Genomic DNA, 14,878 nt, shown 5'->3' with positions numbered 1-14,878 from the left:
AATGATCGATTATGCATGGCTCATACCGCTTTTCCCACTCGTTTCGTTTTTGTTACTTATTATATTCGGGAAGAAAATTAGAGAAGGAAGCAGCGTACTTAGTATTTTTTTCGTCTTTCTCTCCTTCATACTTGCGGTACTTGTGTTAATAGAAAGGTTTTCAGAAGCAAGCGTGAAGCATAGGTGGGTGTGGCTTAGAGCTGGAGATGTGGATATATCATTCGGCTTTGAAGTGACTGCATTAGGAGCTTTAATGTTATTTATCGTTACGCTTGTGAGTCTGCTTGTACATGTGTATTCGAAAGGTTATATGAAAGGTGATGAACGATTACCAACCTTTTACGCATATTTAGGACTCTTTACATTTGCGATGTTAGGGCTTGTTATATCAACGAATTTATTACAGCTTTATATATTTTGGGAATTAGTTGGCCTTGGTTCATTTTTACTTATTGGTTTTTATTTCTTTAAAGAAGAAGCGAAGGCTGCTGCAAAAAAGGCTTTTATTATGACACGTATTGGTGATGTTGGTTTATTTATCGGGATGATTTTAATTTTTTGGTACGCAGGTAGTTTTGAATATGACGCAATATTTAGGGCGATTTATACAGGTGATCTACCTCCTTACATGATTACAATAACAGCGATATTAATTTTTATCGGGGCGATGGGGAAATCAGGTCAATTCCCGCTTCATACATGGTTGCCAGATGCAATGGAAGGGCCAACGCCCGTTTCGGCACTTATTCACGCAGCGACGATGGTCGCAGCTGGCGTATATTTAGTAGCAACGATGTTCCCTTTATTTTCAGCAAGTACAGTGGCGATGCAGACCGTGGCAATCGTTGGAGCTTTCACTGCAATCTTTGCGGCCTCTATCGGTCTTGTGCAAACAGATATAAAGAGGGTGCTTGCTTATTCGACAGTTAGCCAGCTCGGTTATATGATGCTTGCGTTAGGTTCTGCCGGCTATGTAGCTGGTATATTCCATTTAACGACACACGCTTTTTTTAAAGCACTACTATTTTTGGCAGCAGGAAGTGTAATTCATGCTGTGCATACGCAAAACATTAATAAAATGGGCGGTTTACAGAAGAAGATGAAAGTAACTGGTATGCTATTTTTAACAGGTACCCTCGCCATTAGCGGTGTTCCGCTGCTTTCCGGTTTTTTCAGCAAAGATGAAATTTTAGCGGCGACTTGGATGAATGGCAATTACGTTTTATTTACTTTAGCAGTAATTGCAGCGTTTTTAACAGCGTTTTATATGTTCCGTCTATACTTTCTTGTCTTTACCGGAGAAGCGAAGACGAAGGAAGAAGTGCATGAATCGCCTCGCGTTATGACGTATCCAATGCTTGTTCTCGGCGTTCTTGCGGTAGTGGCAGGATATATAAATACACCTTGGTTTGGGACGTTTCTCGGAGATTGGTTGACGAAAGATGTAGGGTTTAAGGTTGAAGAAGCGCATGGACCAGTTTGGATTATGATTGTTGCGACACTCGTTTCATTTGCGGGAATCGCTCTTGCATATTTCATATATGGCAAGAAATCAATTTCTAGAGATTGGGCTGGGGGTACGGAAACATCGCTTTATAATCTTTTGAAAGAAAAATATTATGTCGATGAACTATACAACATGACGGTGATCTCTATTACGAAAGGAATCACTCATGTGCTTCGCTTATTTGAAGTGTATGTAGTCGAAGGAATTGCAGTTTTAATTGGAAGTGTAGTTAAAGGCACAAGTAATCTTGGCTCGAAACTTCAAAACGGGAATGTACAAGTGTACGGTACTGTAACGGCGGTTTCGCTCGCTGTACTCGTCATTATTTTGCTCTATACGGGAGGGGATTTACGATGAATGATTTGTTGTTAACGTTCTTCATTTTTTCCCCGCTTTTAGGAATTTTATTGCTTGTATTAACACCGAAAAAGGAATTGCGTACAGTGCGAGCGCTTGGCTTATTTGGGACGGCACTTCCATTTGGAATCGCTATAGTCCTCGCTTGTACATATGCTTCTGGAAAGAATTTGTCACTATTTGATGAAAAGGTGAAATGGATTAAGTTCGGAGATTTAACAGCGGTGGATAAAAGGTGGTTTTCTATTTATTACGAGCTCGGTATTGATGGTTTGTCACTTGTCATGATGGTACTGACGGCTCTTCTAGCGATGCTTGCAGCAATTGCAGCCTTTTCTATTAAAAGAAATTTAAAAGCATTTTATATGTTGTTACTCATGCTAGAAATAGGAATGCTCGGTGTCTTTGCTGCTCAAAATTTAATGTTGTTTTTTATCTTCTTTGAAATTACGTTGCCACCAATGTTCTTATTAATTGGAAAGTGGGGAAAATTGTCGAGTGAAAAGGCTGCGTATAGTTATTTAATATATAACGGTATTGGCTCAGCTATTTTGCTCATTGTTTTCTCAATTTTGTTTGCGAAAACAGGTACAACAAATATTGTGGAGCTGAAAGAGATATTAAGAAGCGTAAACGCAGAGGGAGCACTCGTCATCCCAAGTAGTTTGCAGCTTAGTGTATTTATTGCCATAATGATTGCTTTTGCAATTAAACTACCTGTTTTTCCGTTGCACCGCTGGATGGTCAATGTACACATAGAAGCGCATCCAGCTGTAGTTATGCTTCATGCGGGTGTTTTGCTGAAGATTGGAGCGTACGGTATTATTCGCTTCGGGAAAGGGCTATTCCCGGAATATTTTCACGATATTGCAACGCTAATTGCTATATTAGGCGTAATCAATTTATTATACGGTGCCTTTTTAGCGCTCATCCAAACGGACTTTAGGAAAGTACTGGCTTACTCTAGTATTTCGCATATGGGAATTGTGTTAATGGGACTTGCTTCACTTAATGCACCTGGTACACAAGGAGCACTATTCCAAGTTGTATCACATGGTTTAATTGCAGCCTTGCTTTTCTTCCTACTCGGTGTTATAGAACAACGGTTTGGAACTTCGGATATTACGGTGCTAGGCGGACTTGCGAAAAGTGTACCGATACTTAGCGGATTCTTTTTAGCAGGAGGAATGGCTTCGCTTGGATTACCAGGGATGTCTGGGTTTGTTAGTGAATTTCTTGCCTTTCTCGGTTTATTTCAAGGAGAGCCCGTCATTGCTGCAGTCGGTGTGATTGGCATCATTTTAACCGCTGTATATGTATTAAGGGCGACACTTCAAGTGACATTTGGAAAGAAAGAGTGGGAAGCAAAATCTGATATACACGGATGGGAGTACGTCCCTGTTTTACTACTTATCTTTTGTATTATTGCAATTGGAGTTATGCCAGAAATACTAGGGGATCCGCTTCAAAATACATTGAAAACATTGGGGGTGAAGTAGGATGGATATGAATACGTTACTTAGCTTATCGTGGCATCTAATGGTGCCAGAATTTATTATTCTCGGCGCCGCCATCCTTCTTTCCATATGTGATTTGTTTTTTAAGCTGAACCATAGATATGTAGCTCTTGGTGCGATTGCTGCCATCGTATTAGCAATCGTGTCATTAATTACTCTATATAGCGAACCAGCGGGAGATATTTTAAATGGATCGTTTGTGTTAGATGGATTTTCAAAAGGGTTTAAAACGTTGCTATTAGGTGCCTCAGCTCTCATTTTATGCACCGCAATGAGCGATGATAAGAAGAATCCAATTGAAGATAAGGGTGAATATTATTACTTATTTTTAATGGTACTTCTTGGCGCGATGTTCATGGCTTCTAGTGTTGATTTTATTACCCTTTTCGTTGGTTTGGAGTTACTTTCACTTTCTTCCTATATTTTAGTAGGAATACGAAAAAAAAGCCGTGCATCAAATGAAGCGGCAATGAAATATGTCATTAGCGGAGGGATTGGAACAGCGATCACGCTCTTCGGAATGAGTTATTTATACGGTATTACAGGTTCAACTAACATTGTAGATATGCAAAAGGTACTCACTGGGGAGCTTGCTAGTGGTATTCAGTTATTGCTAGTTCTCGCATTTCTTTTATTGCTAGTTGGTCTCTCATTTAAAATTGCCACAGTGCCGTTTCATATGTGGGCACCTGATGTGTATGAAGGAGCGGCTACACCTGTTACTGCTTTTCTTGGAACGATTTCTAAAATTGCCGGGTTCCTACTCATTATTCGTTTGTTCCTTATGGTGTTTGCAAGTGTATTAATACAAGGAGATATGCAATCTTTATATGGACATATGAGTATATATATTGCGGTGCTAGCAAGTATTACGATGATTGTTGGGAATGTAGTCGCGTTAAAACAATACAATATAAAGCGTTTATTTGCTTATTCGGGCATTGCTCATGCAGGATATTTACTCGTTCCACTTGTGGCATTATCACCATTTACAATGGATAGCATGTGGTTTTATATGCTGGCATACATGCTTATGAATATAGGGGCATTTGCTATCATCCACGGCTTAATCTTACAAAATGATGAGGAAAATATAACGATTTTCACAGGTTTATATAAAAGGTCGCCATTTACAGCGATAATGATGACAGTTTTTATTTTATCGCTGGCTGGGATACCAGGAACGGCTGGCTTCATTGGAAAGATTAACATCTTTTTAGGCGCACTTCATGTAGAGCCAGCACATTACGTACTAGCTTCGATTATGATGGGTACGACAGTTGTTTCATTCGTATATTATTTCCGTATTTTACAACAAATGTTTTTCCGCACCGGAGAGACAGAAGAGAGAATACGGTTACCGTTAAATATAAAGGTTGTTATGAGTCTTTGTGCAATTTCGATTGTAATACTAGGGATTATGCCGATGATTGGGTACAATTTCTTTTATGAATATTTTCCATTAATGAAAGATTTCTTCTTCTTAGGGAACGTGGTACAATAGTGAAAATAAAAGGTGTGGAGTCAGTACTCTGCGCTTTTTATTTTGTGTTAACTTGTAATGTAGATATACGTTTTTGGAAAGAAAATCACGATGTAAAATGTAAGATGTCTATGTGCATTTGAAAAAGTGTAGCTCCTACTTATTATGGTATCGTTTTTATATTCTTTCATAAGTAGTAGCTGAGTAAAGAGGGGTCGATTTTTTGGCACAACTTTTAGGGCAACAAGCACTGATTGCCATTGTTTCGCATTTATTGTTTATTACCATTACGTGGTGGGCCTTACAAGGCATTCACATTGAGCGTTTAATGAAGTCCGGAAAAGTGCTGCAGACGCGAGTATTACTCATCTTAATTACAATTGCAATTGGGACATCTGTAAGTAACTTTTTCCTTGATTATTTAGGCTATTCGAAGAGTTTAACGTATTTAGTAAAGTAAGTGTATAGAACCTCAAATCTCCGTTAACAATGGGGATAGGAGGGGATGAAATTGAAGTTTAAAGCCATTCTTATTGTTGCACTTAGTGTTGTTTTATTTTTGGTTGGATATAGAGAGATGAAACCGATAAGCGATGAACAGAAAATGGAGAGCATGATCAAGGCTTTAGAGAAAAATGATGCTAAAGTAGAAAAATGGTCATGGTTAGCAAGAGAAACAAAAACAATTTCTAACATACATACGTTTCAAAAGTTGTTAAACGATGTGAAGGAAAAGGCAAATATTCAAAAGTGGGAAGTAGAGCAATCTCCAGATGGATATAAAGCTACATCCTATAAAAAGTTTGCTTCTCATGAAGAACGAGTAGTAGTAACTTGGAGTAAAGAAAATACTAAAGAAAACACTTTCATTATCTTTGAAGTGAGTGGGGCGAAATGGGACCCGAAGTATGTTCAAAACATGAATAAAATTTTTAGTGAAAAACCTATAATTTACACTTGTGTTCAAGGTGTACTGAATGATAAGATTGAAGGTGTTTTGCAAAATAAAACCAATCAGGTTTTGAAAGATCTTTCAGCAAGAGCGATCGAACAAGTAGAAGAAAGAGCATTTGTGTCAGTCTCCGCATACAATAAAAAGTGGGATGACGCTCTTTCAACAAATAGAGAGAAAATAAATGTGCAAATAGCAATACGTTCTACGGACAACAAAGATACAATTGTGGTTGGCACACCGATCATAACTTCTGAGTATTGAGTGAATAGATACTGAAAAAAGGACACGGAGGGGAATAATTTGGAAAAGATCATCGTCCGTGGCGGAAAGCGGTTAAACGGCACAGTGCGTGTTGAGGGCGCAAAAAATGCTGTATTACCTATAATCGCTGCAGCCCTATTAGCGAGTGATGGAAAGAATGTACTATCTGAAGTACCAGTTTTGTCTGATGTATACACAATTAATGAGGTATTACGTCATTTAAATGCTGAAGTCGTATTTGAAAATAATCAAGTAACAATCGATTCTTCTAAAGAACTAAACATTGAAGCACCATTTGAATATGTACGTAAAATGCGTGCATCTGTTCAAGTAATGGGACCATTATTAGCACGTAACGGTCGTGCTCGTATTGCACTTCCTGGTGGATGTGCAATTGGTTCACGTCCAATTGACCAACATTTAAAAGGCTTCGAAGCAATGGGAGCAAAAGTACAGGTTGGTAACGGTTTTGTTGAGGCATATGTTGAGGGAGAACTAAAAGGAGCTAAAATCTACTTAGACTTCCCAAGCGTAGGCGCGACAGAAAACATTATGTCTGCAGCTACATTAGCAAAAGGGACAACAATTCTTGAAAACGCAGCGAAAGAACCAGAAATCGTTGACTTAGCTAACTTCTTAAATGCGATGGGAGCGAAAGTACGCGGAGCTGGAACTGGAACGATTCGTATCGAAGGCGTTGATAAATTATATGGTGCAAACCACTCTATTATTCCTGACCGTATTGAAGCGGGAACATTCATGGTTGCAGCAGCAATTACTGGTGGAGACATCTTAATTGAAAATGCTGTACCTGAACATTTACGCTCAATTACAGCGAAAATGGAAGAAATGGGTGTTAAAATTATTGAGGAAAACGAAGGTGTACGTGTTATCGGCCCAGATAAGTTAAAAGCGGTTGATATTAAAACTATGCCTCACCCAGGTTTCCCAACAGACATGCAATCACAAATGATGGCATTATTACTACAAGCTGATGGAACAAGCATGATTACAGAAACGGTATTCGAAAACCGCTTTATGCACGTTGAAGAATTCCGTCGTATGAATGCTGATATTAAAATTGAAGGTCGTTCTGTTATTATGAACGGTCCAAACAGCTTACAAGGTGCTGAAGTAGCAGCAACTGACTTACGTGCTGCAGCTGCATTAATCTTAGCTGGTTTAGTATCAGAAGGTTATACTCGTGTAACTGAGTTAAAACATCTTGACCGTGGCTATGTAAACTTCCATAAGAAATTAGCTGCATTAGGTGCAACTATTGAACGTGTAAACGAAAAAGTAGAAGAAGTGAAAGAACAAGAAGTTTCTGATCTTCACGCTTAATTAAAATAGTCTCTATGTCTTTTGACATAGGGGCTATTTTTTTGGGTTATTACTGTTATAGTCAATAAATTCTATACTTATGCACGTACCAGTAAAAATATTTAGAAAATTTCCGTTTTATACTCTTCCCCTTAAGTATGTTCTAAAAGAAAGAGTTGTTCCATAAGAATGAATGGAGTAAAGCTTTTATATTGGAGGAAAATAGGATGAAATTTTCAAAGCCACTTTTTATTACAGTAGCGCTCTTAATAGCGCTCGTTATCATTGTACCTGCAGCCCTTGTTATTCCATTTGCGAAAGCAAAAGTAGGGGAAGAAACGGCCTCTAAAACTCCTCCAGCGATAGAAAGCATACCAGCTCCAGGAAAAGTGGATACAGCTGTTCAAGTTGCTGTATATCGTGAGAAACAAAAGAAGGTAGAATCATTACCAATGGAGGAGTATGTGACAGGTGTAGTAGCTTCTGAGATGAATGCCAGTTTTGAAATAGAGGCACTAAAGGCACAGGCATTAGCAGCAAGAACATTTGTAGTACAACGTATGCTAAGCGGAGGGAAGAAAAATAATGCGGACGTGACAGATACGGTGAAAGATCAAGTGTACAAAAGCAAAGATGAATTGAAGAAGCAATGGGGCAATAACTACGAAAATAATTTGAAGAAAATCGAAGAAGCCGTTTCGAAAACAGCAGGACAAGTTTTAACGTATGATGGAAAACCAATTTCAGCATCCTTCTTTTCAACGAGTAATGGTCGAACAGAAAATGCAGCTGACTATTGGGGAAATGATTATCCGTACTTGAAAAGTGTAGATAGTCCGTGGGATCAAGCCTCTCCAAAGTTTACGAGCGAGCAAACATTTACAGTAGCTGATTTTCAAAAACGTCTCGGTGTGAAAGTGCTAGCAGACGGGAAGATTGGAAATATTAAAGACCTTACGGAAGGAAAGCGCGTAAAGGATGTAGCTTTTCAAGGGAAAACATTAACAGGAAAAGAAGTTCGTGAAAAGTTAGATTTACGTTCGTCTGATTTCACGTGGAAACAACAGGGAGATAAAATCATCGTTACGACGAAAGGCTTCGGTCACGGCGTTGGTATGAGTCAATACGGGGCGAACGGCATGGCAGCGGAAGGAAAGAAATATACAGATATCGTCGCTCATTACTATAAAGGCGTTGAAATAAAGACGATGAATGATTATGAAGGAAAATTGATGGTGAAGAAATAGGTGTCAGAACTCTGGCATCTATTTTTTCTGTTTAAAATATCATAATTTTCCATTAACTGTTTGATATAATAGGATAAAAAGGCATTTGGGGGAAATGAAATGGCGTTACTAGAGTTGAAACAATTAGGGAAGACGAACCAGTTACCGGCAATTGAGCTAAAGGTTGAGAAAGGACAATGTATTGTTTTGCAATGCAATAATCATACAGCTAAAGTGTTACACCGCATTATTATTGGTGAAGAAGAAGCTTCGACTGGCAATGTACTGTTTGAAGGAGAAGCAATTGGAAAGAAAAATTATTCCCGCATCGGTTTTTGTTTTTTGAAAGACGAGGCATATGATCGTTTGAAGGTGAAAGAATACTTCAAATTTCTATTAGGGCTTTATGAATCAAAGATAAGTATAGAAGAAGTTGTGCAGTCTGTTGGTCTCCTAGATAAACTAAACGTTAAAATAGAAAAACTATCATTTTCAGAGAAGCGTCGTCTTCATATTGGACGAATGATGATTCATAATCCGGATTTAATCATTTTGGAAGAGCCAGAGCAAAATGTCGATATAGAGAGTACGGTTATTATTCGAAAAGCGATTATGAAAATGAAAGAGCAAGGAAAGGCAATCTTTATTACGTCATCTTTCCTATCGGATGCCCTTTCGTTAACAGAGGATGTATACATATTAAACAACGATGGTGTGAAAAAAGTAGAAATTGAACAAGAGGAAGTGGAAGAAGTCGGTGAAGAAAAAGTCATTCAAATGATTCCGCAAATGAAGTTAGAAAGAATACCTGCGAAAGTGAACGATAAAATCATTTTACTTGATCCGATGGAAATCCATTTCATTGAAACGCAAAACGGAGTAGCGCATATTCACGTTCGTGAAGGCGATTTCGTATGTGCATTAACATTAAGTGAACTAGAAGCGAGATTAACAGGTTTTGGTTTCTTTAGATGTCATCGCTCGTACCTTGTGAATTTACAAAGAGTGCGAGAAGTGATTACTTGGACTCGTAACAGTTTTAGCTTAATTTTAGACGACGAAAGAAAAAGTTCAATCCCGCTTTCAAAAGGACGAATGGATGAATTAAAAGGTGTTATTGGACTATAAAAGTGCTCCAATAAGCTCAACATGCGATTCATTCACCGGTAAAAATACTCCTTTTACCGGTATTTTAATGCGCCTATCCTTTGTTTTTCATATGATTGAGTCAAGAAAAGCGAAACAAACGAACGAAAAGCGCTAAAGCGACTTTCATCTATAAAGAAGAAAAACAAAGGGGATGAAGAAATGACATTGGCAATTGAAATGAAAGATGTAATGAAAAGTTTCAACGAAAAAACGGCACTTCGAAATGTAAATATTGAGGTGAAGCAAGGAGAGATATTCGGATTCCTCGGACCGAGTGGATCTGGTAAGACGACAACAGTAAAAATTTTAACTTCTCAATTGCTTCATAGTGTTGGAACGGTAAGAGTATTAGGGAAAGATATTACAGGGCCAAGTAGCATCGATTACAAACGAATTGGTATTTTAACAGATAACAGCGGCTTATATGAAAGACTTAGCATTTATGATAACTTACTATTATTTTGTGACTTATACGATTGCAAAAAAGAACGAATCGATGAAGTACTAGCACAAGTGAATTTATTAGATGATAAAAAAACAACAGTAAAAAAATTATCAAAGGGAATGAAGCAACGCGTCACACTAGCGAGAGCAATCCTTCATAAACCAGATATTCTCTTCTTAGACGAACCAACATCTGCACTTGATCCAGTAAACGTACAAAATATTCATAAAATCTTAAAAGACTTAAATAAAGAAGGAACGACGATTTTCTTAACGACTCACAACATGGACGAAGCAGAAACGCTTTGTAACCGCATTGCCTTCCTGTGTGGCGGAGAGATTGTAGCACTTGATACACCGGAGAACCTTCGCTTACAATACGCGAAAGATCAAATACAAGTCGTGTTAAAGGATAAGAAGAAAGAAATGGTACAAAAAGATGAATTAGGTGCAAAACGTATTTCAGAATGGATGAACAAAGGAGAATTACTATCCATTCATTCACACGAACCAACTTTAGGCGATATTTTTATTGAAGTTACTGGGAGGGGATTATAATGACATTTTCAATGAGACGGTTTTCGGCTATTGTAAGAAAAGAAATAAATGATGCAGGTAAAAACTCACAAGTTATATTAATGGCGCTATTACCTATTCTACTTGCTGTATTCTATAGTAATATGGATTCTATAAAAGAGTTCTTTGCAGGTTTTATTATTGTAATGACGATTACCATGGTGGGAAGTTATGTGCAAGCAATTATTATTGCAGAGGAGAAGGAAAAACACACGTTACGAGTATTAATGTTGTCTCCAGCAAGTCCAATAGAAGTTATTTTAGGGAAAAGTGTATTAACTGTATTTTTTGTACTAGCATCTAGTTTTATTAGTTTAGTGATTTTAGATACTTTTAAAGGAAATATTGGTATGCTAGTTATTATTATTTTAATAGGAACATTGTTATGTGTTGTTTTAGGTACTATAGTTGGCTTACTATCCCAAAATATAGCACAAACATCCATAGTGGGGCTCCCGATTTTTCTAATATTCATAATGGGGCCGATGTTAAAGGAAATGGTTAAGAATGAATTTATTATAAAAGTAGTTAATCTTCTTCCAACAAATCATGTTATGGAAGCATTGCAAAAAGTTATAAAGGGAGAAGGATTTATTGCGATTCAAGAACATATTTTAAACAATACAATTTGGACTATATGCCTTATCATTCTTTGTATTATTGTTTACAAAAAGAAACAATTAGATTAAAAACTGAGCCAAAATTGCTCAGTTTTTTCTTTTTTCTATCATTTCCTCGGAAATTTTGCAATTCTCATACATATTTTTACAGATTTTGTCGAAAAGTAATTAGTTATACGTTGTATAGGATACGTGAATATTGTTCAAAATGATTGCTGAGGTGATGATGGAATGCGAGGAAGAAATAATAAAAAGTCGCAAAAGGTAGTACATTTATTTCAAAAAAGATGGGTGTTTCCGGCACTATACATTGCTTGTGCAGCGGTAATCTTAATGGTTGCGCTATGGTTCCAAGGAGCTAATCCGAAGAAGACTCCAAACCACGATCAAGCAACACCGTATACACAATCGGAAGATCCAGCAGTACCAGTAACAAAATCTTCAGAAGTAGTGAAAATGCCAGCTGCCGCGAATGCGGAAGTAGTCGTACAGAAGAAATTCTATGAAGATGCAGCAACTGAGGCGGAACAAGAAAAAGCACTTGTCTTTTATAACAACACATATTCCCCGAACAAAGGAATTGACATTGCTGCGAAGAATGGAAAAGAATTCAATGTTGCTGCTGCTTTAAGTGGTACAGTAACGAAAGCTGAAAAAGATTCACTTCTTGGTTATGTTGTAACAGTTGATAGTGGAAATGGTGTAGCGGTATCTTATCAAAGCTTAGGCAGTGTGAAAGTAGAAAAAGGTGCAAGAGTTGCACAAGGTGAAGTATTAGGAACATCCGGTCTAAGTGCAATGAATAAAGAGGCAGGTTCTCACGTTCACTTTGAAGTACGTAAAGACAATGTGGCTGTGAACCCTGAACGTTACTTAAATAAATCAGTAACAGAAATTAAAGCTGATGCAGGTGCTGCAAAGGCTACGAATGCTTCTGGTAAAAAAGCTGATGACAAATCTCAAAAAGAAGAGAAGTCAACGAGCACGAAACCAGAAAGTAAAACAGAAGACAAGTCTCAAAAAGAAGAGAAATCAACAAGCGGTTCAACTAGTGACAAAAAAGAAGAACCGAAGAAAGAAGAAAAATCAACAAATGGTTCTACAGAATCATCTAACGATTCTTCTTCACAAGAATAAGAAAGTGAAAAAATCAGTTCCCACTAGGGGAGCTGATTTTTTTATTTTTATATAAAAATACTCAATTTCGAGAAAAAAGTTGCAATAACAAGGAAAAATGACGAGATTCTCGAATATATATTACAAAAGGGAGGGGATACTGTGTCATTTTTGTTTGTTCTGTCGACTGCTATTATTTTATTGTTTGTTTTATTCACTTTATATTATTATATTGCCGGTAAGAAAGAGGTTCCCCACCATCAATTATTAGAAGAAGAGTTTGAAAGAGAAGAATGACGCCTTATATATAAGGTGTCATTTTTTTTCGCCAAAATAGTCACTGTTAACGTATTTCTCACAAAAAAACGTAATTTTTCTTAACTTAGTCCGCAAAAATAGTGAACATGTAGCATATATCAGTAGTGCGGGCAATACAATGGTATAAACCAAAGCAAAGAGAGTGTTTGAGGTGAGAAATCGTGAATTATTTCATTATAAATCCAAGAATGTTTAACGCTTACAAACAGCACTCACACTTACTTCTTAGTCGTATGCAGCGAGGCTCATTTCACCCTTCTCACATCCAAATTAGGGAGGCGAGTGGTGTGCACGATTACATCAAAGAGAGAACTATCAAGATTGGTAAGTATATCGTGGAGACAAGAAAGACAGTGCGTGTCATTGCAAAGGAATTTGGGGTATCAAAGAGTACAGTCCATAAAGATTTAACAGAACGTCTACCAGAAATTAATCCAGAGCTCGCAAATGAAGTGAAAGAAATTCTTGATTATCATAAGTCTATTCGTCATTTAAGAGGTGGAGAAGCAACAAAACAAAAGTATAGAAAAGAAGATGTAGAGAAGCCTGTACGTCAATAATGTTACAGTAGCAAACATTCCGTTCACATTCGGTAATATTTTTCAGAAGAATTCTTTTTGCGAATATTACGTTTCTGTTAAATTTATGATAAAATCAGAAATTAGGTGAAAAGAATTCGGGTGTAACCTGATTTTGAATATCGAGGAGGAAAAAACGGGAATGTTTGCGCGAGATATCGGAATTGACCTAGGTACGGCTAACGTATTAATTCATGTTAAAGGTAAGGGTATTGTATTAAATGAGCCATCTGTTGTGGCAATTGATCGTAATAGTGGTAAAGTATTAGCAGTCGGTGAAGAAGCGAGAAGTATGGTGGGACGTACGCCTGGTAATATTGTAGCAATTCGTCCGCTTAAAGATGGTGTAATCGCAGATTTCGAAATTACAGAAGCAATGTTAAAGTATTTCATTAACAAATTGGACGTAAAGAGCTTCTTTTCAAAACCTCGTATTTTAATTTGTTGTCCAACAAATATTACATCAGTAGAACAAAAAGCAATTCGTGAAGCTGCTGAACGTTCAGGTGGTAAAACAGTATTTTTAGAAGAAGAACCAAAAGTAGCCGCAGTTGGTGCTGGTATGGAAATCTTCCAACCAAGCGGTAACATGGTTGTTGATATTGGTGGAGGTACAACAGATATCGCTGTACTATCTATGGGTGATATTGTTACCTCTTCCTCTATCAAAATGGCTGGCGATAAGTTTGATATGGAGATCTTAAACTATATTAAACGTAAGTATAAGCTATTAATTGGAGAACGTACTTCAGAAGATATTAAAATTAAAGTTGGTACAGTATTCCCAGGTGCACGTAGCGAAGAGCTTGAAATTCGCGGACGTGACATGGTAACAGGCTTACCACGTACAATTACAGTATGCTCTGAAGAAATTACAGAAGCATTAAAAGAAAATGCAGCTGTTATTGTACAAGCTGCAAAAGGCGTATTAGAGCGCACACCACCAGAATTATCTGCAGATATCATCGACCGCGGTGTTATTCTAACAGGCGGTGGAGCTTTACTACACGGTATTGACATGCTTCTAGCAGAAGAACTAAAAGTACCGGTATTAATTGCTGAAAACCCAATGCACTGCGTTGCGGTTGGTACAGGTATTATGTTAGAGAATATCGACAGATTACCAAAGCGTGCTTTGAGATAATTTGAAAGAACTAAGGCTAATGCCTTAGTTCTTTTTTCGTTTTTATATTTTTATATTTTGTTTTTTTGCGAAAATGGAAGGAAAATAGAGAAATATGAAGGAAACAGGTAAAATATTCATATATATGGTTAAATTTAATATTTCCTTATTTGAAAACGTTTATAATATAATGAGTCGAATACGACATTAAGGCAAATAATGTTTCAATACATATTGCCTTTCCCTAATTTGGGCATACACTCTTTTCTACCTCCGTGTCAGTTGCAAAAATGTGCAACTATTTTAATGGAATAGAGTGTGTGCA

General features: G+C 37.3%; 14 protein-coding genes. All 14 read left to right on the top strand.

The genetic code is table 11. The annotated features are described in order from the left end of the window. Window position 1: 1 nt before the first annotated feature. The 14 genes from nuoL (at window position 2) to mreB (ending at window position 14,574) form a co-directional block, all read left to right on the top strand. Window positions 2-1,864: an NADH-quinone oxidoreductase subunit L gene (gene nuoL, locus F3I02_RS33225; protein WP_163050865.1), complete on the top strand. Its 1,863-nt coding sequence runs from the start codon at window positions 2-4 to the stop codon at window positions 1,862-1,864. Then, window positions 1,861-3,363 carry an NADH-quinone oxidoreductase subunit M gene (locus F3I02_RS33220; protein ID WP_061884787.1) on the top strand — a complete coding sequence of 501 codons (1,503 nt, stop codon included), beginning with the start codon at window positions 1,861-1,863 and terminating at the stop codon, window positions 3,361-3,363. Before nuoL ends, F3I02_RS33220 begins: the two co-directional genes overlap by 4 nt. 7 nt (window positions 3,364-3,370) lie before the next feature. Then, window positions 3,371-4,885 carry an NADH-quinone oxidoreductase subunit NuoN gene (gene nuoN, locus F3I02_RS33215; RefSeq protein ID WP_374058669.1) on the top strand — a complete coding sequence of 505 codons (1,515 nt, stop codon included), beginning with the start codon at window positions 3,371-3,373 and terminating at the stop codon, window positions 4,883-4,885. A gap of 202 nt (window positions 4,886-5,087) precedes the next feature. Then, window positions 5,088-5,324 carry a DUF1146 family protein gene (locus F3I02_RS33210; RefSeq protein WP_000057889.1) on the top strand — a complete coding sequence of 79 codons (237 nt, stop codon included), beginning with the start codon at window positions 5,088-5,090 and terminating at the stop codon, window positions 5,322-5,324. Between the two features lie 51 nt (window positions 5,325-5,375). Next, a complete protein-coding gene (locus tag F3I02_RS33205; RefSeq protein ID WP_175423373.1) occupies window positions 5,376-6,080 on the top strand; it encodes a YwmB family TATA-box binding protein in 705 nt (234 codons plus the stop codon). 39 nt (window positions 6,081-6,119) lie between these two features. Further along, on the top strand, window positions 6,120-7,424 hold the full coding sequence (gene murA, locus F3I02_RS33200) for a UDP-N-acetylglucosamine 1-carboxyvinyltransferase (RefSeq protein WP_000411274.1): 1,305 nt from the start codon (window positions 6,120-6,122) through the stop codon (window positions 7,422-7,424). A gap of 206 nt (window positions 7,425-7,630) precedes the next feature. Beyond that, the gene (gene spoIID, locus F3I02_RS33195; RefSeq protein WP_000672650.1) at window positions 7,631-8,650 is read left to right on the top strand and encodes a stage II sporulation protein D; all 1,020 of its coding nucleotides are present in this window, start codon (window positions 7,631-7,633) and stop codon (window positions 8,648-8,650) included. Window positions 8,651-8,749: 99 nt separating this feature from the next. Continuing rightward, a complete protein-coding gene (locus F3I02_RS33190; RefSeq protein ID WP_196478843.1) occupies window positions 8,750-9,757 on the top strand; it encodes a LytTR family transcriptional regulator DNA-binding domain-containing protein in 1,008 nt (335 codons plus the stop codon). A gap of 180 nt (window positions 9,758-9,937) precedes the next feature. After that, complete coding sequence (locus F3I02_RS33185; protein ID WP_196478842.1) at window positions 9,938-10,780, top strand: ABC transporter ATP-binding protein; 843 nt, start codon at window positions 9,938-9,940, stop codon at window positions 10,778-10,780. Then, entirely contained in the window at window positions 10,780-11,487 is a 708-nt protein-coding gene (locus tag F3I02_RS33180) for an ABC transporter permease (RefSeq protein WP_000144435.1), read from the top strand. The genes F3I02_RS33185 and F3I02_RS33180 overlap by 1 nt, the downstream gene beginning before the upstream one ends. A 162-nt stretch (window positions 11,488-11,649) precedes the next feature. Continuing rightward, a complete protein-coding gene (spoIIQ, locus tag F3I02_RS33175) occupies window positions 11,650-12,555 on the top strand; it encodes a stage II sporulation protein SpoIIQ (protein ID WP_001214926.1) in 906 nt (301 codons plus the stop codon). Window positions 12,556-12,696: 141 nt separating this feature from the next. After that, entirely contained in the window at window positions 12,697-12,831 is a 135-nt protein-coding gene (locus F3I02_RS33170) for a hypothetical protein (protein WP_000008901.1), read from the top strand. Window positions 12,832-13,139: 308 nt separating this feature from the next. Next, window positions 13,140-13,412 (top strand): sporulation transcriptional regulator SpoIIID, encoded by a 273-nt coding sequence (gene spoIIID, locus F3I02_RS33165; RefSeq protein ID WP_000544012.1) that lies wholly within the window; start codon window positions 13,140-13,142, stop codon window positions 13,410-13,412. A gap of 160 nt (window positions 13,413-13,572) precedes the next feature. Further along, window positions 13,573-14,574 carry a rod shape-determining protein gene (mreB, locus tag F3I02_RS33160; RefSeq protein ID WP_000457978.1) on the top strand — a complete coding sequence of 334 codons (1,002 nt, stop codon included), beginning with the start codon at window positions 13,573-13,575 and terminating at the stop codon, window positions 14,572-14,574. The last annotated feature ends 304 nt before the right edge of the window (window positions 14,575-14,878 follow it).

It is taken from the genome of Bacillus sp. SRB3LM, assembly GCF_015712745.1.
Lineage (GTDB): Bacteria > Bacillota > Bacilli > Bacillales > Bacillaceae_G > Bacillus_A > Bacillus_A thuringiensis_K.
Note: the sequence above shows the minus strand (reverse complement) of the source record. Positions and strands in the feature narration are given on the sequence as shown.

What these genes read in the sequence shown, in the direction of transcription:
- nuoN (WP_374058669.1), top strand. Translation starts at nt 3,371, where the DNA reads ATGAATACGTTACTTAGCTTATCGTGGCATCTAATGGTGCCAGAATTT.
- F3I02_RS33185 (WP_196478842.1), top strand. Translation starts at nt 9,938, where the DNA reads ATGACATTGGCAATTGAAATGAAAGATGTAATGAAAAGTTTCAACGAA.
- nuoL (WP_163050865.1), top strand. Translation starts at nt 2, where the DNA reads ATGATCGATTATGCATGGCTCATACCGCTTTTCCCACTCGTTTCGTTT.
- spoIID (WP_000672650.1), top strand. Translation starts at nt 7,631, where the DNA reads ATGAAATTTTCAAAGCCACTTTTTATTACAGTAGCGCTCTTAATAGCG.
- mreB (WP_000457978.1), top strand. Translation starts at nt 13,573, where the DNA reads ATGTTTGCGCGAGATATCGGAATTGACCTAGGTACGGCTAACGTATTA.
- F3I02_RS33180 (WP_000144435.1), top strand. Translation starts at nt 10,780, where the DNA reads ATGACATTTTCAATGAGACGGTTTTCGGCTATTGTAAGAAAAGAAATA.
- spoIIQ (WP_001214926.1), top strand. Translation starts at nt 11,650, where the DNA reads ATGCGAGGAAGAAATAATAAAAAGTCGCAAAAGGTAGTACATTTATTT.
- F3I02_RS33190 (WP_196478843.1), top strand. Translation starts at nt 8,750, where the DNA reads ATGGCGTTACTAGAGTTGAAACAATTAGGGAAGACGAACCAGTTACCG.
- F3I02_RS33220 (WP_061884787.1), top strand. Translation starts at nt 1,861, where the DNA reads ATGAATGATTTGTTGTTAACGTTCTTCATTTTTTCCCCGCTTTTAGGA.